15 protein-coding genes are annotated in these 19,839 nt (G+C 66.2%); 9 read left to right on the plus strand and 6 right to left on the minus strand.

Annotation, left to right across the window (positions count from 1 at the left end; genetic code table 11):
- Positions 1 to 293: 293 nt before the first annotated feature.
- From KZ810_RS16360 to KZ810_RS16380, 5 genes are all read right to left on the minus strand, one after another.
- Positions 294 to 434: an entericidin A/B family lipoprotein gene (locus KZ810_RS16360; RefSeq protein WP_219770197.1), complete on the minus strand. Its 141-nt coding sequence runs from the start codon at positions 432 to 434 to the stop codon at positions 294 to 296.
- Positions 435 to 579: 145 nt separating this feature from the next.
- On the minus strand, positions 580 to 1,479 hold the full coding sequence (locus KZ810_RS16365) for a hypothetical protein (protein WP_219770198.1): 900 nt from the start codon (positions 1,477 to 1,479) through the stop codon (positions 580 to 582).
- Between the two features lie 2 nt (positions 1,480 to 1,481).
- Positions 1,482 to 1,715: a hypothetical protein gene (locus KZ810_RS16370; protein WP_219770199.1), complete on the minus strand. Its 234-nt coding sequence runs from the start codon at positions 1,713 to 1,715 to the stop codon at positions 1,482 to 1,484.
- A complete protein-coding gene (locus KZ810_RS16375) occupies positions 1,712 to 3,214 on the minus strand; it encodes a PAS domain S-box protein (RefSeq protein WP_308461583.1) in 1,503 nt (500 codons plus the stop codon). The genes KZ810_RS16370 and KZ810_RS16375 overlap by 4 nt, the downstream gene beginning before the upstream one ends.
- Before the next feature lie 5 nt (positions 3,215 to 3,219).
- Positions 3,220 to 3,651, minus strand: coding sequence for a CsbD family protein (locus KZ810_RS16380; RefSeq protein WP_219770200.1), 432 nt, complete (start codon positions 3,649 to 3,651; stop codon positions 3,220 to 3,222).
- 614 nt (positions 3,652 to 4,265) lie between these two features.
- Here KZ810_RS16380 and KZ810_RS16385 point away from each other — a divergent pair.
- Complete coding sequence (locus KZ810_RS16385; RefSeq protein ID WP_219770201.1) at positions 4,266 to 11,675, plus strand: autotransporter outer membrane beta-barrel domain-containing protein; 7,410 nt, start codon at positions 4,266 to 4,268, stop codon at positions 11,673 to 11,675.
- A 302-nt stretch (positions 11,676 to 11,977) separates the two neighbouring features.
- Here the strand turns inward: KZ810_RS16385 and galU are convergent, their stop codons facing one another.
- Positions 11,978 to 12,847 carry a UTP--glucose-1-phosphate uridylyltransferase GalU gene (galU, locus tag KZ810_RS16390; protein WP_219770202.1) on the minus strand — a complete coding sequence of 290 codons (870 nt, stop codon included), beginning with the start codon at positions 12,845 to 12,847 and terminating at the stop codon, positions 11,978 to 11,980.
- A 190-nt stretch (positions 12,848 to 13,037) separates the two neighbouring features.
- Here galU and KZ810_RS17410 point away from each other — a divergent pair, with 190 nt between their 5' ends.
- The 8 genes from KZ810_RS17410 to csgH all read left to right on the plus strand — a co-directional run bounded on the left by KZ810_RS17410 (position 13,038) and on the right by csgH (position 19,760).
- The gene (locus tag KZ810_RS17410) at positions 13,038 to 14,132 is read left to right on the plus strand and encodes a site-specific integrase (RefSeq protein WP_219770203.1); all 1,095 of its coding nucleotides are present in this window, start codon (positions 13,038 to 13,040) and stop codon (positions 14,130 to 14,132) included.
- A gap of 102 nt (positions 14,133 to 14,234) precedes the next feature.
- Positions 14,235 to 15,254: an AraC family transcriptional regulator gene (locus tag KZ810_RS16400; protein ID WP_219770204.1), complete on the plus strand. Its 1,020-nt coding sequence runs from the start codon at positions 14,235 to 14,237 to the stop codon at positions 15,252 to 15,254.
- A 139-nt stretch (positions 15,255 to 15,393) separates the two neighbouring features.
- On the plus strand, positions 15,394 to 15,825 hold the full coding sequence (locus KZ810_RS16405) for a curli assembly protein CsgF (protein WP_219770205.1): 432 nt from the start codon (positions 15,394 to 15,396) through the stop codon (positions 15,823 to 15,825).
- Positions 15,826 to 15,829: 4 nt separating this feature from the next.
- Positions 15,830 to 16,813 (plus strand): CsgG/HfaB family protein, encoded by a 984-nt coding sequence (locus tag KZ810_RS16410; protein WP_219770206.1) that lies wholly within the window; start codon positions 15,830 to 15,832, stop codon positions 16,811 to 16,813.
- Between the two features lie 360 nt (positions 16,814 to 17,173).
- On the plus strand, positions 17,174 to 18,304 hold the full coding sequence (locus tag KZ810_RS16415) for a hypothetical protein (protein ID WP_219770207.1): 1,131 nt from the start codon (positions 17,174 to 17,176) through the stop codon (positions 18,302 to 18,304).
- A gap of 63 nt (positions 18,305 to 18,367) precedes the next feature.
- Positions 18,368 to 18,916, plus strand: coding sequence for a hypothetical protein (locus tag KZ810_RS16420; RefSeq protein ID WP_219770208.1), 549 nt, complete (start codon positions 18,368 to 18,370; stop codon positions 18,914 to 18,916).
- 50 nt (positions 18,917 to 18,966) lie between these two features.
- Complete coding sequence (locus tag KZ810_RS16425) at positions 18,967 to 19,434, plus strand: hypothetical protein (protein ID WP_219770209.1); 468 nt, start codon at positions 18,967 to 18,969, stop codon at positions 19,432 to 19,434.
- Complete coding sequence (gene csgH, locus KZ810_RS16430; protein ID WP_219770210.1) at positions 19,431 to 19,760, plus strand: curli-like amyloid fiber formation chaperone CsgH; 330 nt, start codon at positions 19,431 to 19,433, stop codon at positions 19,758 to 19,760. Before KZ810_RS16425 ends, csgH begins: the two co-directional genes overlap by 4 nt.
- The last annotated feature ends 79 nt before the right edge of the window (positions 19,761 to 19,839 follow it).

A 19,839-nucleotide genomic window follows, 5' to 3' on the forward strand; every position in this document is an offset into this window, starting at 1 on the left:
ATCTGGGGGAGGGGGCGCCGCTAAAGGCACCGGGGGAGTGATCGAACGAGCGGGTAAGTGGTTCCGTTGTGGCTAAAACAGTGTCGACGACTATGAAGGCATACTTGTCTACATGCACGCTGCAGACGTAAAGTTTTCGCGCTGTCGCCCCCAACGAACACGCGCCCGGATGCCGGTTCGAGCAGGTGAACCGGTATCCGAGCGCGATCCCACCGGGGTGGTGGGGACCCGCCGCAACCGAGGGGGAGGGCGGCAGGGCGGGGTTGCCTGGCCCCGGTGGAATGGGTGGGGGCTTACTTGCCCTTGTTCTTGCCCGACGCGTCGGAGACGGCGCTGCCGGCGGACTTCAGGTCACGGCCGGCGCCGTTGACGGTGTTGCACGCGGTAAGCGCCAGCATCGCGGTGAGGCCGGTTGCGAGAGCGATCTTCTTCATGGGAGCATCTCCTTGGATAACGGACGGACGGTCAGCATGCTGTCCGTCCGGTCTTCAACAAAGGGTACGGCGGGGCCGATACGCTGCCCCGCCCGGTCTTCGACAAAGGTGCGGCGGGGCCGGTACGCCGCCCCGCCGCGGGCACTCAGCGTACCCGGCGACGCGTCGCCGCGGTGGCGCCAAAGGCGGCCGCGCCTGCACCGACCAGCAGTGCAAGGACGAGGATGAACGAGGTCTTCGACGCCGCGCCCGCGGCCGTGTCGGCTGCGCTCTTCGCGGTCGCGACGGCCTGGTTCTTGGTGTCAACGAAACGCTGCTTGGCCTGGGTGACCTGCGCTTGCGCCTCGGGGCGGCTGATCTTGCGCTGCGCGGCGACGATGTCGACGATGCGGCTCTCGGCGCGCTGGCCCTCGGCCCCGCCACGCGCGAGCGCGGGCAGTTCCTTCGCCACTTCCTTCTGCGCCTGCTCCGGCGTCATCTGCGCGGGATCGCTCGGCGCGTCGGAAAGATAGTCGGCCGCTTCTTGGCGGATGTCGCTCTGGTCAATGCCCGCGACCGAGGCGGCGGTGGGTGCCGCGCGTGCGGCAGCACCGACGGTCGAGCCCGCTGCGCTGGCGACCGTGCCGACGGTGCGGAACGCGCCACCGATGATCCCGCCGACCGCGGAGGTCAGCAGGTAGATCGTCAGGATCAGCGTCACGCCCCACACGACCAGTCCGTGGACGAGCGCGTCGAACCGCTCGGTCACGCCCGATACGCGCGCCGCGGCATAGCCACCCGCGCCCAGCGCGACGACCGTGGTAATCAGCCAGTAGAGCCCGGCGCCGATGCCGAAGCCCGCCGCACCCGGGGTCGTGCCCTCGACCGGGTCAACCATCGAGAGGCCGATGCCGGTCCCGAGGATGCTGAGCAGCACCTGCACTGCGACGGCGAGCACCACGCCCGCGAAGATCGCGCCCCACGACAGTCGCGGCAGCACGCGCGGGGTCTGGATGGTGTCGGCCGCGACGTAATTGCCCGAAACCCCCGTTACATTGGTCGCCATATTCACTCCTGTTCTTGTTTTGGATTGGTGTCACGGCGCGGGCGGGACGGCGTTGCGCCGTCGTCGTCACCATGCCGTGCCGCGTGGCGCTGCTCGTTGCGGCCATCGCGGACCGCCTGGTCGTCGCCGAGCAGCTTGCCGATCGCCTCGAGCGCCGCTCCCTTGGCCTTGCGGACCTTCGCGGGTTCGGGCTTGTCGCGCTCGTCGCGGTGTTTCTTGTCGGTATCGTCGCTCACGCGTTCGCCTCCGCGAGCAGCCGTTCGCCGTCGAACCCGCGCGCACGCGCCCAGGCGGCCGCGGCGGTGCGGCGGTTTACGCCGATCTTGGCGTAGATCCTCGCCACGTGGTTGCGCACGGTGTTGCCCGAGACGCCGAGCGCGCGCGCGATGCTTTTATCGTCCAGCCCGCGGCAGATCAGCGCCAGCACCTCGCGCTCGCGCGAGGTCAGGTCGTCGAGCGAGGCGCCGCGTTCGTCGGGTTGCGGCGCGCGCAGCCGCGCGAGCTTGTCCATGATCGAGCGGCTGAACCAGCTCGTATCCTTCATCACCGCCTCGATCGCTTCGACCAGCTCGAGCTCGGTCGCCTTGCGCTGGGTAATGTCTTGGAAGGCCCAGAGCAGGCATTCGTCGCCGTTCAGCGTGAACGCCTCGGTCGAGACGAGGCAGTCGATATGCCCGCCCTCGCGCGTCGCGATCCCCGCCTCGTGGCCGCGCAAGGCCCCGCCCTGCTCGATCGCGGCCTCGATCTCGCGGCCGGTGCCCTCGCCCGCCCACAGCCCGACGTCGCTGAGCGAGCGGCCGATGATCGCGGGCGCGGCATAGCCGGTCAGCTGGGTGAAGCTCGCGTTGATCTCGCACAACAGATGCCCGTCGCGCGCGCCGATCGCCATCGCGACGGGCGCCATCTGGAAGGTGCGCGTGAAGCGTTCCTCGCTGTGGCGCAGCGCTTCCTCCGCCTGACGCCGGGGTTCGAGGTCGGCGAAGGTGAACAGCATGCACGGCTGGTCGTTCAGGTCGATCGGCTGCCCGGCGACGATCACGAGCTTGGTCGCGCCGCCCGGCAGTTCGAGCCGCGCCTCCATCTGCGGGATCGTCGCGCCTTCGCCGAGCCGCGTTTTCGCGAGGTCGCGCCGGTCGGCCTCGCGCAGCACATCGATGTCGTAGACGGTGCGGCTCAGCACCTCGTCGCGCGCGAAGCCGGTCATGTCGAGGAAACCCTGGTTCACCTTGACGAAGCGCAGGTCGGACAGCCGGCAGATCACCGCGGGCGCGGGGTTGGCGTTGAACGATTGCTCGAACCGGTCCTCCGCCTCGTATTGTGCGGTGACGTCCTGGATGACGAGCACGACGCAGGTCGGCGCGTCCTCGTCGCGGTCGTTGAGCACGAGGCTGCGGAACTGGTGGACCCAGCGCGGCTCCTCCTCGCCCGCGACCGTCACCTCGACCACCACCTCGGAGAAGCGGTCGCCCGCGACGACGCGCTCGATCGGGTAATCGTCGGCCGCGACGCGGTGGTTGTTACGGTAGCGCAACTGGAACCGCCGACGATAATCGTCGACGTCGGTACCCAGCGCCTCGAGCGAGGAGACGCCGTGCATCCGAAGCGCGGCGTCGTTCGCCCAGAGCAACGTCTGGTCGGGATCGATCAGGATCACGCCCTCGTCGAGCCCCGCGATGATCTGGCGCAGGTGGCGCAGATCCGCGGTCTCGCGCAGCGAAGTCAGCGACGCGGCCACCTGGTTCAGGCGCGCTCGCCGTGGATCAGCCAGCCGAGCAGATAGCCGCCGATCCCTGCCCCCAGCGCGGCGAACACCGCCCAGGACGCGGGATTGTTCGACACCGCCGCATTCGCCGCGCGCGTGCCACGCGCGGCCGCATCGCCCGCGCGGTCGGCGACGTCGTGCGCCCGGTCGGTTGCCCGGTCGGCGACGTCGCGGGCACGGTCGGCCGCGTCACCCAGCCGCTCCTTCGCCTCGTCGACGAAGCCGGGGGCGGCATCGACCGCGTCCTCGGCGATGCCGCGCGCGCGGCCGTAGAGGTTCTCAGCGCCGCCCGCGACCTGATCGACCACGCCGTTGACCTGCCATTCGCGGCTGCCGACCGCGTCGCCGACCGCCTTCTCGACCTTGCCGCCCAGATAGCGCGCACCGCCGTGCAATTCGTTCTTGTTCATGCCTGCTCCTCCGTTCGTGACGGCCGATCACCCACGCGCCGCGTCGCGCGCAGGCACGGGGGCACTGCACGGCGGGCGGGTGGGGGCAGCGGCAAACGTCAACAGCATCTCCGTTACGGCCGCGCAACGCAGCCGGTTCGGACGCATCAACCTATGTTAGCGACATTGGTTGCTGGTGATTACGTACGTGATGGTTGGTGTTGTTCTACTACGAAACAGTAGTTCGATCGCGATTTGGACTAGTGCACCACTGTCGCGCGACATCGATAATGCAAAGCACCGCCGACGAAGGATCGGCTGAGAAGGCAGGGCTTCCATCGTCGGGATCGCGCTCGCATCTTGTCGTAGTGCCCCGATACGGGCGATTGTTGTAGCCGTGTCTCACCACCCCCGCATCGTGCCTGGCAGTTCGGCTCCCATCACCGCGGTCAGCAGGAATGCCGGTATTGTGGCGAACAATGAGAGGGGGGCACGAACAGGCGCAAATACACCATCTGCGATCCCCATCGGTAGCGCTGAGGTGCTCTGAATCTACCTATCCTTACAGCTAGACGTGATCGACTCGACAAATCGCCCGGCTTCGATGATGGGAGCGAGTAAAGTGGGGGAATGTCATGAACTTGAATGGTGCGCTGCGTGGGCAGCGGGTGCGTCGCTATGCGCTGGGGACGAGCGGGATCGCGCTGGCAATGGTGCTGGGTGGGCCGGCTGAGGCGCAGTGCAGCCCCGATCCCACCACGGTCAACGGCACCACCAATTGCACCGGCACCGATGATAACGGGCTGACAGTCACGACGAATGGTACTCGTGTGATTGTTGCCAAGGACGCAATTGTGCGGGCAGGCACCACCCCGGCTGCAATCACGCTGAGCGCACGCGATCTGTCATTGAGCGTCGCAGGTTTGGTCGACGGCGACGTGAACAAGGCGGCCGTATTGCTGACCGCTGGGGCGCCGACCACCTACATCTGCACCGATCCCTATGCCGGCCCGGGTTATTTCTACTGCACGCCCGGCACGGTGGTGACGAGCTATCCCAGTGCGAACGCGTCGATCTCGATCGCAGCCGGCGGCTCGTTGACGGGTGCGCAAGGATTGGTGATCCGGCGTGATCCCGCCAACACCAGCGGCAGCGCGAGCGCCTATGTTACCAATGCCGGCACGATCACGGGCCGCGACGGCCGTGCCATCCTAGCCGATGGGGCGGGGGTGAGCGCCCTATCCTTGACCAATACCACGACGGGCACGGTCAACGGCAGCGTCAGCGGTGCGGTGTCCTACGTGACCAATGCCGGTCGGATCGTGGCGGGCAACAACGGGGCGATCGCCTCCTCGCAGAACGGCTTCAATCTCTACAACACCGGCAGCGTTACCTCGACCGGCACAACCGCGACGGTCACCGGCACGGGCTACACCTATGTCTCGAACGCTGCGAATGCGACGATCGGGGGTAGCGCGACCGCGATCAGTGCAAGCGGCGTATTGTCGCTGACCAACACGGGCACGATCAACGGATCAGTTTTGGTCACGAGCACGGGTGCGGCCGTAGAATCGAGCACGATCGACACGCGCAGCGGCACGATCAACGGCGATCTGACGCTTGGCGCGGGCAACGACATTCTGCGCGCGCGCTATGACGTTGCGACCGGGCGTGTGTCGTCGATTACCGGTTCGATTGATGGTGGCGCGGGAACCGATACGTTGGCGATCGGGATCGACGCCGACACGACCATCGCGCGCGCGGTGCTGCCAACCAATTTCGAGCTGCTCGGGCTCGACTTGTCGAACAACGCCACCGTGACGCTCGCTTCGAGCTTCACCGCTGGCAACGGCATTGCGCTGTCGGGTTCGGGCAGCGTCGTCAACCAAGCAGCGCTGGTCACGCGCGGCCCGGCGGTGACAACCGGCTTTTCCTCTTACGGCCCGATCTTCAACAATCAGGCGTCGATCACCGCGACCCTCGACAGCGTAGACCAGTTCGCGGTCAGCCTTACCAACAAGCTCACCAACTCGGGTACGATCACCGCTGTGAACGGTGCGGGGGTGCGTGCCTCGTCGCAGCTCGACAATTCAGGTACGATCACTGCAAGCGGCACGGGCGCAGCGCTCGACTATGCTACGCTGAACAATAGCGGCACCATTCGCTCCAGCGCAGGCGTGGGAGTGACGCTGTACAGCTACGGGGTGGAATCCACCAACAGCGGCATCATCGCAGGTGCCACGACCGGCCTGTCGCTATCGAGCGGGCGGCTCACCAACACTGGTACAATTTCTGGTGGTGTCACCGGCGCGCTAGTCGGCGGTACGTTGATCAACGCCGCAGGTGGCACGGTGACAGGCGGCACCGTGGCGGTTGCCAGCAATGGCGGCGCGCGGCTGGTCAATGCCGGCACCATCATCGGCTCGGTCGACTTCACCTCGCCCTATTATTACGACAGCAGCAGCGACCTATTCGTCGACGATGGCGGCAGTGTCAGCGGTGCGATCCGCCTGGGTGGCGGAGACGACACGCTGGTGGTGACGCTGGGCGATACGGGACGTCCGTTCGCAGGGGCAGCCGGCGGGGTCGACGCGGGCGCGGGGTTCGACACGCTGCGGTACCGCGTCAACGCCGATGCGAGCGCGACCACAGCGCTCTCCAACGGGTTCGAGGGGCTGGCGTTCGAGGTCGCAAACGGTGCAGCGCTGACGCTGGCGGCCGCAAATGGCGGAGCAGGCTCGATCGGCCTCACCGGGCAAGGCAGCGTCACGCTGACCGGCAGTTTTGCGTCGAGCGGTCGTTCGCTGATCGACACCACGATCCTGAACGTCGCGCAACTCACCGGTGCAGGTGCGGGCGAAACGCGCGACCTGTCGGTTATCAACAACGGCACATTGTCGATCAGCGCGAGCGGGGCCAATTACGGCTTCTACAATCTCGCAGCGATCCTCGGCAGCGACGCCGATATCACCAACAACGGCACGATCATCGTCAGTAATGCCGCAGGTACCTATTACCCGGCATCCGCCATCTCGGGCGGCGTGAATGTATCCAATGCCGGCACGATCACGCTCGGCGGGGGTGGTAGCGCGATCACCGGTGCACAGAATGTGACCAACACCGGCACGATCACCGCCACCGGAACCAATGCGGTCGGGGTCAGCGGCGCGACCACGCTCGTCAACAGCGGCACGATCCGCAGTGACGGTACCGCGGTCCAGAGCGGTTATTATTCAAACGGCAGCATCATAAACAGCGGTACGATCGAGAGCCGCTTCGGCACGGCGGTGATGACCAGCTATTACGGTGGCGAGCTGGTGAACGAGGCCGGAGGCACGATTACCGGGCTGACCGCGGTCGATCTTTCGAATGGTGGCACCGTCGTTAATCGCGGCATGATCACCGGCAATGTGGCGGCGGCCAGCTATTATTCCTACTCGCCTGCTACCTACGTCTCCGATGGCGGTACGCTGACCGGGAATCTTACCTTTGGGTCCGGGCAGGATACGTTGGTGCTCTTCGGCGAGACCTCGGGCATCTCGGGCATGATCGATGGAGGCGACGGCACCGACACGCTGATCCAAGCCCGCCGCGCGAGCAGCACAGTAACGCTCGGTACGGTGAAGCTGACCGGGTTCGAGCGTGAGGGCGTACGCGCGCTCGGCTCCGACACCGTGGTAAACGTTCGCGCCGATGCTCCCTTCACCGGCGACTTGTTGATCGACGGCGACGGTGAGATCGTCAACACTGCCACGATCAATGGCGCAATTCGTGCGAGCTATTTCAGCAATGTCAGTGATCCTACGCTGACGGACCTGAGCGGTGCGCTTGCCTTGACCAACCAGGGAACGATTGCGAACGGCGTGTCCGCGACGCTGCGGCGTTTCACGAACGCAGCCTCGGCAACGATCGGCAGCGCGACGTTGAGCGACAATGCGGTTTCGATCGCCGCTGTCGGTGACCTGGTGTTCGATAATAGCGGGACGATCAGCAGCAACGCTTCGTACAATGCGGTTTACTTAAGCAGTTATGCCGCAGGCGCGATCGCTGCGACCAACCGCGGAACGATCAACGGCGGACTGAGCGCGTATCAGCAATATGGTTCTAACCGGCCTACGAGCGAGCAGGCGGCGACGATCCAGTCGATGTCGCTAACAAACAGCGGCACGATCACGGGTGGGGTGTCGACAAGTATTTATCTCGGTTACTTTCAGACCGCCGACCAACCGATCACGTCACAGACGATCTCGCTCACCAACGCTGGGTCGATCGAAGGCGGCGTTTTTGCGAACATCGGATCATTCTACTCATTGGGGCAGAGCGAGCCGGTCACCACGCAGGCGATCACGCTGGCAAACAGCGGCACGATTACCGAAGGTGTGTACGCGGTTATCCAGCCGAACCGTTACACGGTGTCGCAGGATCAATCCCCGACGCAAACAATTGCGCTGACGAACGACGGTACGATCACCAGCGGGTCGAACTCGGCAGTGCTGCTCGGCGTTAATCTCGGCTATTCGTCGACGGGTAACATTTCGCTTGCGAACAGCGGAGCGATCGAAGCGACTGCTGCAGGCGGCAATGGCGCCAGCGTGTACATGAACACGTTGAACATCGATGGTGGCGCCGGTGCGATCGCGGTCAGCAACAGCGGTACAATACGCGCGAATGCCGGCGGCAACGTGGAGAGTTTCTTCGACATCGATGGCACGACGTCGCGCTACACGGACTTAGCTGTGGCGCTCTATGTCGGCCCTGCGAAGGGTATCACCACAACCGTCAGCAACACCGGAACCATCGAAGCGACCGGCAATCAATCGACGGCGGTCATGAGTATCGGGGCGACCGCGGGGTTGGCGTTGACCAACGCGGGCACGATCCGTGGCAGTGCAGGCACGTTGCTGGACGAAAAGGACGAGGCCATCCGCGACGGCAGCCGTTTCGTCGCCGGTGCGATCCAAACCTATGGCGGCGGGGACGACCGCATCACCAACACCGGCACGATCATCGGATCGGTCGCGTTGGGCGCGGGCAACGACCGGATCGACAATCTCGGCCGGATCGAAGGCGACGTCTTCCTCGGCGACGGCGACGACACCTTCCTGCACCGCGCGAGCGCGGTGCTGATCGGCACGGTCGACGGGGGACTCGGCACCGACAGCCTCATCATCGACGCGACCGGGGGCGGCGCAGTCAACGGCGACCAGTTCGTCAATTTCGAACGTTTCTCTCAGATCGGCGAGGGTAATGTCGCCTATTCGGGCAACTTCCGGTTCGACACGATCGGCGTGTCGGGCAGCACGATCACCGTCGCGGCGGGGCAGACGCTCGCCAGTGCGGGCGCGATCACCATCACCGGCAGCGACGCGGCCGAGCTCGTCGACAATCGCGGGACCATCGCGGGCGGCGTCGCGCTGGGTGGCGGCAACGACCGCGTCGACAACCGCGGCACCATCGCAGGGACGGTGTCGCTCGGTGACGGCGACGACGTGTTCGTCGACTATGCCGGCAGCAACGCCGGACTGGTCGACGGTGGGGCAGGTACCGACCTGTACCGCGTCATCCTCGCGGGCAATCGTACCGGCATCGGCCAGCGCACCGGGTTCGAACGGTTGTCAGTCGAGGGGCAGGGCACACTGGCGCTGACGCTCGATCAACCCTTCGATCAGATCGCGCTGGCGGGCACCGGACTGGACCTGACGCTCGGCGGGTTCACCATCGGGCAGGTGACGGGCAGCGATGCGGCCGAGACGCTGCGGGTCGACGGCGACGTGGCGTCGGTCCAGCTCGGCGCGGGCGACGACGTCCTGGCGCTCGGCACGACGCGCGCGGCCGGCAATTATGCCGGGGGTGCGGGTAGCGACACGCTGCGCTTCACCGCCAATGCGCCCGTCACGCTGGTCGGCACCGCGACCGGGTTCGAGCAGGTGACGCTCGCGGGCAATGCGCTGACGATCGCCGGCACGCTCGGCAGCGCGAACGCTTCGCTCGCGTTCGACGATGGCGCGCAGCGCATCGAGGTCGCGAACGGCGGTACGCTCGCGGGCGTGATCGATCTGGGTGCGGGCAACGATGCGCTGCGGCTCGCAGCGGGATCGACCCTCGCCGGCACCGTCTCGGGTGGTGCGGGCAGCGACAGTGCGACGCTGGTGCTGGCGGGCGACCGGGCGCTGGCGGCGGGTGTGCTGCGCGACTTCGAGCTACTGGCCAGCGAGGGCAATGGCACGCTGACGTTGACCGGCGCACAGACATGGCAGCGCATCGCCGCCGGCACCGATCTGGCAGTCGCAGGCGACGGCGTGCTCACCGCCGACCAGGTGCAATTCGGCGCACGCGACGATCGCTTCACGATCGCGGGACGCTTCGCGGGCCAGGTCGATGGTGGTGCAGGCAGCGACACGATCGCGGTATCGGGCGGCAGCGCAAGCACGCCGGTTGCCTTCTCGGGCGTCGCCAACATCGAACGTTACGTCCAATCGGGCGGCTTCGCGACGATGTCGGGCAATGCCGCACTCGGCCTCGTCAACCTGTCGGCCGGCCGGCTGGTGGGGCTGACCGGTTCGATCATCAACGCGAGCCAGATCAATGTCGCGCAGGGCGCGACCTTCGGCTCGGGCGGGACGGTCAACGGCAATTTGGCGATCGCGGGCACGCTCAGCCCGGGGGCAGGCATCGGCACGATGACCGTCAACGGCAACGTCGCGCTCGCGGGCACGTCGGTGTCGGCGTTCGAGATCGCACCGACCGGCGCCGACCGGTTGCAGGTCAACGGATCGGTATCGATCGCGAACGGCGCGACGCTGCAGCTCACCACCAGCGGCGCGATCCGTCCCGGCACCTCCTACGACCTCGTCGTGGCGACCGGCGGGATCAACGGCAGTTACACGACGATCCAGAAGCCCGACACGCTGTTCGGTTTCGTCGTCCAGCGCGCCGACCGGATCCAGCTGCTTGGCCAGTTCCTGGGTGGCGCGGGCTTCTCGCCGCAGGTGCAGCGCTCGATCGCTTATGCCAACACCACGCTACAGGCGCAGGCCGCGACGAGCCCGCTGTTCGCGGCCTTGCCCGCGCTGCTCAACGCCGATGGATCGTCGAACGCGCGGGCATTCGCGCAGCTGACGCCGGAAGCCTATGCCTCGGCGACGCAAGCCGGTGTCGACAATGCACTGACGCTCGCGAGCGCGGCGCGCAGCCCCGCCTTTGCGACCATGCAGGAGGATCCGGGTCTGTTCACCTTCGCGCAGACGGTGGGCCAGTGGCACACGTTGGGCGACGATCCCGCGGAAGGGACCGCCAAGGCGCGCACGCGCAGCTACGGCTTCCTGGGTGGTCTGGGCTACGGCAATGCCGAGCTCGCCGTCGGTGCGTTCGGAGGGTACCTGAACACGCATCAGTCGATCGACGCACTGGGTGCGGTGACCAAGAACGACGGCTTCGTCGCGGGCGCACATGCGCGCTACGCCGGCGCGGACGGCTTGGGCATCACCGCTTCCGTGCTCTACGACGGCGGGCAGGCGGATACGGTGCGCGCGCTGCCGGGCGCGGCACGCGCGGCCGGGCGCTACGATCTCCACAGCTGGGTCGGCGACCTGTCGGTCAGCTACGCGATCGACATGGCAGCCGACTGGTCGCTGCGCCCGCGTGCGGGTGTCACCTATCTGCGCACGACACGTGACGGCGTGGCAGAGGCGGGCGGCGCGTTCGCGCTCAACGTGGCGCGCGATCGCCACGTGTCGGGCTTCGTCGACGGTGGAGTGACGCTCGCACGAAGCGACGCTTCACCCGCACCGTTCCGGCCGTACGTCAGCCTGGGTGTTCGCTATCAGGTGGAGGGACGCCGCACCGACGCGGTCGGCGCTTATGCCGGCGGGCCGCTCGACCTGGTCGCGTTCGGCGCGCAGCGTGCCCGCGCGGTCGGCACTGCTGCGGCGGGCATGTCCTATCGACTGGCGGGCGGGCTCGACCTGTTCAGCACGGTCGCCGCGCAGACCGGGCGCGACGATCATCAGGAATCGATCAGCACCGGCGTGCGGCTGCGCTTCTGATCATCGACCGGCACCCGCGATAAACCTCGCGGGTGCCGGGTCCATGGATACTGTCGACGAGGCAGCGGGTGCGCCCGATCATTTCTGGCTGACATTCCGAGCGCGGCGTCTCGTCCAAAACGTTCTCATCGACGGCTGACGGATGGGATGGATTCCAAATCCGTAGTGTCAATTGGTTCCTCCGCCGATCCAAACGAGAAGTTGTCAGCTCGTTACGAATAGCGATAATGCCTTATTATCGAAGGTAGCTGTTTAGCACGGAATGAAGGCGCATCGATGTGGATCGATGCGCCTTCAACGCTTCAGCGCAGCAGCGTCTCCGCGAAGCTGCGCACCGCCGGGCCGATGTCGTCGCGCGCGAGCGCGAGTGCGAGGTTGGCCTGGATGAAGCCCGCCTTGTCGCCGCAGTCGTAGCGCTCGCCATCGAAGGTGAAGCCGTGGAACGGCTGCTCGCCGATCAGCTGCGCCATCGCGTCGGTCAGCTGGATCTCGCCGCCTGCGCCTTTCTTCTGGCGATCGAGGATGCGCATGACCTCGGGCTGGAGAATGTAACGCCCTGGGATCATCAGGTTCGAGGGCGACGTGCCCTTTGCCGGCTTCTCGACCAGCGCGGTCACCTCGGTCAGTCGACCCTCGACCTTGCCCGGCGAGATGATGCCGTATTTGCTCGTTTCCTCGTCGGCGACCTCGAGCGCACCGATGACGTTACCGCCGACCTGGTTGTACGCTTCCACCATCTGCGCGGTGAAGTTGGGGCGGTCGACCATCAGTTCGTCGGGCAGCAGCACCGCGAACGGCTCGTCACCCACGATCTCGCGCGCGCACCACACTGCGTGACCCAACCCCAGCGGCTCCTGCTGGCGCACGTAGACGGGGGAGCCGGGTTGCTGGCGGATGCCCTCGATCAGCGACAGGCTCTTGCCGCGCTCGCGCATTGTCGCCTCGAGCTCGTAGGAGATGTCGAAATGATCCTCGAGCGCACCCTTGCCGCGCCCGGTGACGAAGATGATCTGCTCGATCCCCGCTTCCAGCGCTTCCTCGACCGCATACTGGATCAGCGGCTTGTCGACGACCGTCAGCATTTCCTTTGGCATCGCCTTGGTCGCCGGCAGGAAGCGCGTCCCCAGCCCCGCCACCGGGAACACCGCCTTGCGCACCTTCTTGATCGTCATCTTCTGTCTCAACACTGATTGAACGCCGCTGTGTAGAAGCAGCTTGTCTCACTGCAAACCGACGATCTGGTGACACGTCGTTCGAATTGTGGATCATAGCTCAGCCATGATTGCTACGAGACATACCATGAGCGCTGATCATTGGCGCACCGGCAGTCTGCCCTGACGACGTGGTGGGTGTAGGTGCATTGTGAGTAACGACGACAATCAACACCATCTCGCACTCGTTCACGCGCGCGACGTGTCGGCGGAGCTCGCGCGTCATGCCTCGCGCGCGCGCGCGTATATAGAAGCCGCGCGCAGCCCGGCGACCAGGCGCGCCTACGCGGCCGACTGGACGCAGTTCACCGACTGGTGCGCCGCGCACGCGCTCTCGCCACTCCCTGCGACACCGGCGACGGTGATCCTGTTCATGACCGCGATGAAGGACGGCGACGCAGCGATCGATCCGCCGCGGCCTCCGAAGAAGCTCGCCACGTTGTCGCGCTATCTCGCCGCGATCAACGACCGCCACAAGGAGGCGGGGCTGGTGCCCCCGGCCGAGCAGAACGGCGGACATTACCTGCGTCGTGCGTTCGCGGGCATCCGCAACACGCACGGCACGCGACCGGAGCAGAAACAGGCCGCGGACGGCGAGCGGCTCGGCCGCATGCTCGCCGCGATCACCGGCGACGACGTGCGCAGCGTGCGTGACCGCGCGCTCCTCGCGATCGGCATGGCGGCAGCACTTCGGCGCTCGGAACTCGTCGCGCTCACCTTCACCGACGTGCATTTCGTCCCCGAGGGGCTGCGCATCTTCGTCGCGCGCTCGAAGACTGACCAGGCGGGACAGGGCGTCTGGATCGCGATCCCGGAAGGGCGGCGTATTCGCCCCAAGGCGCTGCTGCTCGAATGGCTGCGCGTCAGCCGTGTCACCGACGGGCCGATCTTCCGCAAGCTTGCCGAGGTGCGCGTCGCGCGGCGCGATGCCGCGGGCGAGGTAATCCGCGATGCGAACGGACGCGCCTCGCGCGAATGGCAGGAGGACCGCGTCCAGGCGGCTGCGCTCAGCCCGCAGAGCGTCGCACTGGTGGTCAAGGCGCGCGCGCGCGACGCCGGGCTCGATCCCGCGCTGTTCGCAGGTCACTCGCTCCGCTCAGGCTTCCTCACCGAAGCGGCACGCCAGCCCGGCGCCAACATCTTCAAGATGCGCGAGGTCAGCCGCCACAAGTCACTCGACATCCTGGCGGCCTATGTGCGCGAACACGACGGCTTTCGCGCTCACGCAGGTGAGCGGTTCTTGTAAGTTAAGGCAGCAAATTCCTCCAACACGCAGAAGAACATAGGCGACCCCATGTGCACGCGTTAAGTGACGCTCATAAGATGAAGGCGTCTGGGGGGACGGGTGATGACGGGGAAAAGCGAGCCGCTGACGCCGCTGGTGTTCGATACGGATCTGGTTCCGCCGCCCGCGCGCTTCACGGCGTGGCGCTCGGCGCTCAGCAGCCTGGACGTGACGCAGCGCGGCCCCGATCCGTTCGCAGGCTGCGCGCGTCTCTGGATGCTGGAATCGATGGTGCTGACGCACGCGCGCGTCGATGCGCTGCGCTATGATCGCAACGAAGCACGCGTGCGCGCCGATCTGAAAGACCATCTGGCGGTGGTGGTGCTGCTGGAAGGTGCATTCACCGGAGATTATGGGCGCGGTGAGCGCGTCTCAGAAGCCGGATCGGTCACCCTGCTCGACATGCGTCACGCCTGCTGGACCGACGCGACCCGGCTGGAAGCATTCATCCTGTCGATGCCGCGCGCGTTTCTGCTGCCGATGCTGGAAGGGTGCGATCCCCATGGGCTGATCGCGACGGGCGGGGCTGCCGCATTATTGACAGGCTTCCTGCGCACGGCGGTAGAGACGCTGCCGCAGCTCACACGCGACCACGCACCCGCGGTCGCGCGCACGATCCGCGACCTGCTCGCCGATGCCATTCTCGACGCCTGCCGGCGTGACGCCGCGCACGCGACGCGCGAGGATGCGCTGATCAGCCGCGTGCGCAGCTATATCGACGACCATCTGGCCGATCCGATTGACGTGTCCGCGATCTGTTCGGCGCTCGGCGTGTCACGCTCCGCACTCTACCGCGCCTTCGGCGACGGTGCAGGCGAAGGAGGCGGCGTGCTGCAGCAGGTGCAGCGCCGGCGCCTTCACGCACTGCGCGCGATGCTGGCCGATCCGGACGAGACGCGGCCGATTGCCGAACTGGCCGGCGCGGTCGGTTTCGCCGACAAGTCGCACCTGACGCGGGTGTTCAAGCGCGAGTACGGCTGCACGCCCGGCGCGTACCGCACGCACGGTCCCGACCCGCAGCGCGCAATCCCGGTCGAGGATGTGCCACTGGTGTTCGAGCGCTGGACGACGTTGCTGGACTGATCAACCGCGCCGCCTTCCCGATCCGGGACATGGGACGCGCAGGCAACGAGATCGGGACGCCCGTCTGATCGACGCGATTTTGGGTCAGGAGTATAGCCACTTCCGGTCCCGGGGGGCGGGGCCCACAGGGGGAGGTCACATGACCCGCAAGACCGTGAAGGGCATCGTGGGCGGCACTGCCGCGGTGCTCGTTGGCGCAGCCGCGACGCCCGCGACTGCATCGTCACTGATCTATACGCCGACCAATCCGTCTTTCGGGGGCAGTCCGTTCAACAGCGCGCATCTGCTGGCGACCGCGGAAGCCAACAACCGCTACAAGGACCCCGAAAGCAAGAAGGCGAGCGACCCTGCGCAGCAGTTCGTCGATCAGCTCCAAAGCCGATTGCTCTCCACCGTCGCGACGCAGATCGCGGACAAGATCTTCGGCGCCAACCCGGCGGACTCGGGACATTTCGTGTTCGGCGACCAGGTGATCGACTTCGTACGCGGGGTGGAAAGCGTGACGCTGACGATCTTCAATTCGGTTACCAAGACGACCACCAAGATCACGCTGCCGCTGCTGGGTGGCTGAAACCATGCGCCGTTCGTTGAACATCGTGGCATTGGCAAGCGCGCTGCTCACCGGGTGCGCGGGCGACATGGGGCGTCCCTCGACCTGGGCACCCGCGCGGATCGCGCAGGCAACGCCGGCACAGCGTACGCTGGAAGAGCTGCCGCCCGCTGAACGCCGCGTCGCGGTCGCGGTATATGGCTTCACCGATCAGACCGGCCAGTTCAAGGATAGCGACACGGTGCAGACGCTGTCGCGCGCGGTGACGCAGGGCGCGACCTCGATCCTGATCAAGGCGTTGCAGGACGCCGGCCACCGCGATTTCTTTCAGGTGATCGAGCGCGAGCGGCTCGACAATCTGTTGCGCGAGCGCTCGGTGATCCGCGAGATGCGCTCGGCATACCTGGGCGAGACCGAACTCAACACGAAAGCGCTGCCACCGCTGCTGTTCGCGGGCATCCTGCTGGAGGGCGGGATCGTCGGCTACGATTCCAACACTAAGACGGGCGGTATCGGCGCGCGTTTCCTCGGCATCGGCGGGTCAACCAAATACCGCGAGGACACGGTTACCGTGTACCTGCGCGCGATCAGCACCAAGACGGGCGAGGTGCTGTTGTCGGTCAACTCGCGCAAGCAGATTGTCTCGGTCGGTCTGGGCGCCGACGCATTCCGCTACGTCGGATTCAAGCAGCTGCTCGAGGTCGACAGCGGCATCACCTACAACGAGCCGGTGCAGTTGGCGCTCCAGCAGGCGATCGAGAAGTCGGTCTACGCGATGATCATGGAGGGTGCCGAGCAGCGCTTGTGGTGCTTCCGCGCGACGCCGGGTGCGGCCGAGGCGCTGGTGCGCGCGCACATCGCCGAGCGCGACCATCTGGCGCTGGAGAATGTGCGGCTACCCGCGGATGCGTCTGGGCGGACCTATTCCACCGCCTGCCCGCCCACTGGCGGTACGTTGCCGGGAATGGCGCTGCCCGCCCCGCGCGTGCAGCCGCTGCCTAAAGGTTAGTTCGCTCGAAATCAGGGAGAAATCAAGGAACACCGCCGGCGGCCAAGGAAATGAGAGCCCGAAAGCCACCGGCGATGCCACGAGCAGTCCGCAGGGGACCAGTCGTTATCAAAGGATGTGGGAAGCGGTCGCGCCGATGCCAAGCGACGCTGCCGCCCCGCGCATCACCCCTGTTGTCTGTTCACCCCGATCCGAGGGGGTATGTGGGATGGGACGGAGGTCGTTGCTGTGGTGGCCACGATCATCGGCGCTGAACCCTTTCAAAAGGGTGAACGCTTCTGCCCCCGCCTCCAGGCCTCACCGGGTCGTCATCTGGCCGGCGATCTGCCGGCTCAACGACGTGACCCAGCAGGAGGCTTTATGCGCAAATCGATACTGGCAGCCGTTTCCGTGATCGCGCTCAGCGCCACGCCCGCGCTTGCCAACAATTCCACCAGCAAGATCGATCAAAAGGATAGCAAGAACACCGCGCTCGTGACGCAGGTGGACTCGATCCTCGGCAGCGATTCCACCGTGACGCAGTCGGGCAGCGATAACACCGCGACCATCACGCAGAAGGACGACGGTGTCGCGCCGTTCAAGGCCGGAACGCGCGCCAACACGTCCGAAGTGACGCAGAGCGGCACCAAGAACCAGGCGATCGTCGATCAGTTCAGCGAAACCGCCGTTGCACGTCCCAATGCGTCGACGATCAAGCAGTCGGGTACGCTCGGCATCGCGCGCGTGACCCAGCGCGACGACGGGCAGAAGTCGACGATCGAACAGAGCGGCACCAGCCAGGTCGCGATCGTGGTGCAGGGCCGCGAGAAGTCGGGCGACACCAGCTATTACAATACGTCCAGCGTGAAGCAGCAGGGGCTGGCCAATACCGCCAACGTGTCGCAGCTCGGCTACGAGGGCAACAGCACGATCGACCAGAACGGCACCGGGTTGCTCGCCAACGTCCAGCAGGGCGAAAAGGGCAACGGCAACAGCGCGTCGATCACGCAGACCGGCGACGTCAACACCGGCACCGTCAAGCAGACCGGCGCCGGCAACACCGGCGCGATCGCGCAGGGCGGCGAGCATCAGAGCGCGTTCGTCAATCAGACCGGCAATTTCAACAGCGGGTCGATCAGCCAGCTCGACACCACCAACGTCGCGCAGATCGACCAGATCGGCAACAGCAACGGCGCTTCGATCTATCAATCGGGTGCAAACCAGCTCGCCAAAGTGACGCAGGGCGGCAACGGCAACCGCTCGCTGATCTCGCAGGCGGGCACCAAGCAACAGGCGTTCACCAACCAGAGCGGCAACAACAACACCTCCACGATCAACCAGAACGGCAGCGTGCAGTACGCCGAGCTGCTGCAGTCGGGGAACAACAACACCTCGTTCATCTCGCAGACCGGTACCCAGACCAACTGGGCGTACGTGACGCAATCGACCAACGGCAACACGTCGTCAGTGACGCAGAACGGCGCGGGGCTGCTCGCGGTTGTTCGCCAGTAACCCTTTATCCCCGGGCGGCGTACGCGCCGCCCGGTCCTTCTCGAGGTTCACCCAGAGGTTTCCATGACCGCTCGCACTCTGCTGATCGTCACGTGCCTCCTGCTCGCGGCATCCGCAGCCGCGCAGGACGGCATTCACAGCGACGCCTTCGTCGACCAGATCGGCGCGGTGCAGTCGGTTGCGGTGGTGCAATCGGGCGCGGCGAGTGCCGAGGTACGCCAGGAAGGCAAGTTCCAGCACGCGCGCGTCAAGCAGACCGCAAGCCCAGCGGGGCAGATCAAGCTCACCCTCGATATGCGCGGGATCGGCAATGACGCGGTGGTGACGCAGTCGGGCGTTGCGGTCGCCGGCGTTCAGATGGCGGGTGTCGGTAATCAGGCGCTGATCGCGCAGCGCGGCGGTACCGGCGCCGACGCCAACGTCATCGCCTTGCTGCAGAGTGGCACGCGCAACTACGCCAATCTGACGCAGAACGGTGCCGGCAACGCGATCGATCTCGCGCAGCACAACAGCGACAATAGCGCGACGATCACGCAGAACGGCAACAATCTCGGCATCAAGATGGTGCAGGATGGCGGTGCCAAGGCAGTCGTTGTGCAAACGGGTAAGTGATGCCGCTTCGTCGATCTGTCGATATGTCGTACAGCACACATGTGTGCATGATGGCGTATGTCTCCCTGATCGGCTTGGGTGCGACGGGCATCGCAGCCGCGCAGGTTTCTCCACGCCAATCCCCCGCCCCACACCCCCGTACGTTGCCGCAGGTTGAGCAGATCACGCCCACCTTGCCCGCCTCCACGCTCACCGAAACCGGACAACAGTTGAGCATCGAGGATCCGACCATCGCGCAATTGCCGCCGGAGCCGCGCGCGGTGCGCCAGCCGCGCCCGGTGCCCAAGTTCCCTTCCCCGGCCAGCGCGATCGACATCGAGCGCGCCTACGTCACCGTGTTCGGTCCCGGCGATGCGCTAACCCCGGCCACGGGCAGCGCGCCCGCCCTTGATCCCGACACGCAGGGCTATCTCGCCGCGCGGATTGCGGCCGCAGCGGGTGCCGCGGTAATCGACGCCGACGCGCATCCCGCCCCCAACCGGGCGCCGGTTCCTGCGCCCAAGGTGCCCAAGCCATGATGCTGCCCCCGGAGCCGCCCGCGGTACAGACACCCGCCCCCGATCAGGTCGCGCAGCCCGTCCGCGCGATCGTCACGCGTACGGGTAACGGCGTCCATGTTGTGCTGATCGGCGAGAGCGCGCGTGCGATCCGCGTCGACTATACGCTGACCGCGGGCGGGCACGGCAATCGTGCGACGCAAGGAGGTGCTGCACGGCTGGAGCCGGGACGCCGCGCGACGCTGCTCGACCTGACGCAGCACGGTGGAGGGGATTGGTCGGGCGTGCTTGAAGTACGTGTCGATGGCTATCCGGCCTATCGGACGGCGCTTCACGCAGCCGGGTGAGCGGTTATCCGACACTTCCTTGATCCAGGTGACGGATAGCGACTGCGTTCCGCTCGTTCTGCCTCGCAACTATCGTACG

The sequence above is a fragment of the Sphingomonas citricola genome, from assembly GCF_019429535.1.
In the GTDB taxonomy this organism is placed as follows: Bacteria; Pseudomonadota; Alphaproteobacteria; order Sphingomonadales; family Sphingomonadaceae; genus Sphingomonas; species Sphingomonas citricola.

Coding starts and splice junctions, on each gene's coding strand:
- KZ810_RS16360 (WP_219770197.1), bottom strand. CDS start 434: ATGAAGAAGATCGCTCTCGCAACCGGCCTCACCGCGATGCTGGCGCTT.
- KZ810_RS16365 (WP_219770198.1), bottom strand. CDS start 1,479: ATGGCGACCAATGTAACGGGGGTTTCGGGCAATTACGTCGCGGCCGAC.
- KZ810_RS16380 (WP_219770200.1), bottom strand. CDS start 3,651: ATGAACAAGAACGAATTGCACGGCGGTGCGCGCTATCTGGGCGGCAAG.
- KZ810_RS16385 (WP_219770201.1), top strand. CDS start 4,266: ATGAACTTGAATGGTGCGCTGCGTGGGCAGCGGGTGCGTCGCTATGCG.
- galU (WP_219770202.1), bottom strand. CDS start 12,847: ATGACGATCAAGAAGGTGCGCAAGGCGGTGTTCCCGGTGGCGGGGCTG.
- KZ810_RS16400 (WP_219770204.1), top strand. CDS start 14,235: ATGACGGGGAAAAGCGAGCCGCTGACGCCGCTGGTGTTCGATACGGAT.
- KZ810_RS16405 (WP_219770205.1), top strand. CDS start 15,394: ATGACCCGCAAGACCGTGAAGGGCATCGTGGGCGGCACTGCCGCGGTG.
- KZ810_RS16410 (WP_219770206.1), top strand. CDS start 15,830: ATGCGCCGTTCGTTGAACATCGTGGCATTGGCAAGCGCGCTGCTCACC.
- KZ810_RS16415 (WP_219770207.1), top strand. CDS start 17,174: ATGCGCAAATCGATACTGGCAGCCGTTTCCGTGATCGCGCTCAGCGCC.
- KZ810_RS16420 (WP_219770208.1), top strand. CDS start 18,368: ATGACCGCTCGCACTCTGCTGATCGTCACGTGCCTCCTGCTCGCGGCA.
- KZ810_RS16425 (WP_219770209.1), top strand. CDS start 18,967: ATGGCGTATGTCTCCCTGATCGGCTTGGGTGCGACGGGCATCGCAGCC.
- csgH (WP_219770210.1), top strand. CDS start 19,431: ATGATGCTGCCCCCGGAGCCGCCCGCGGTACAGACACCCGCCCCCGAT.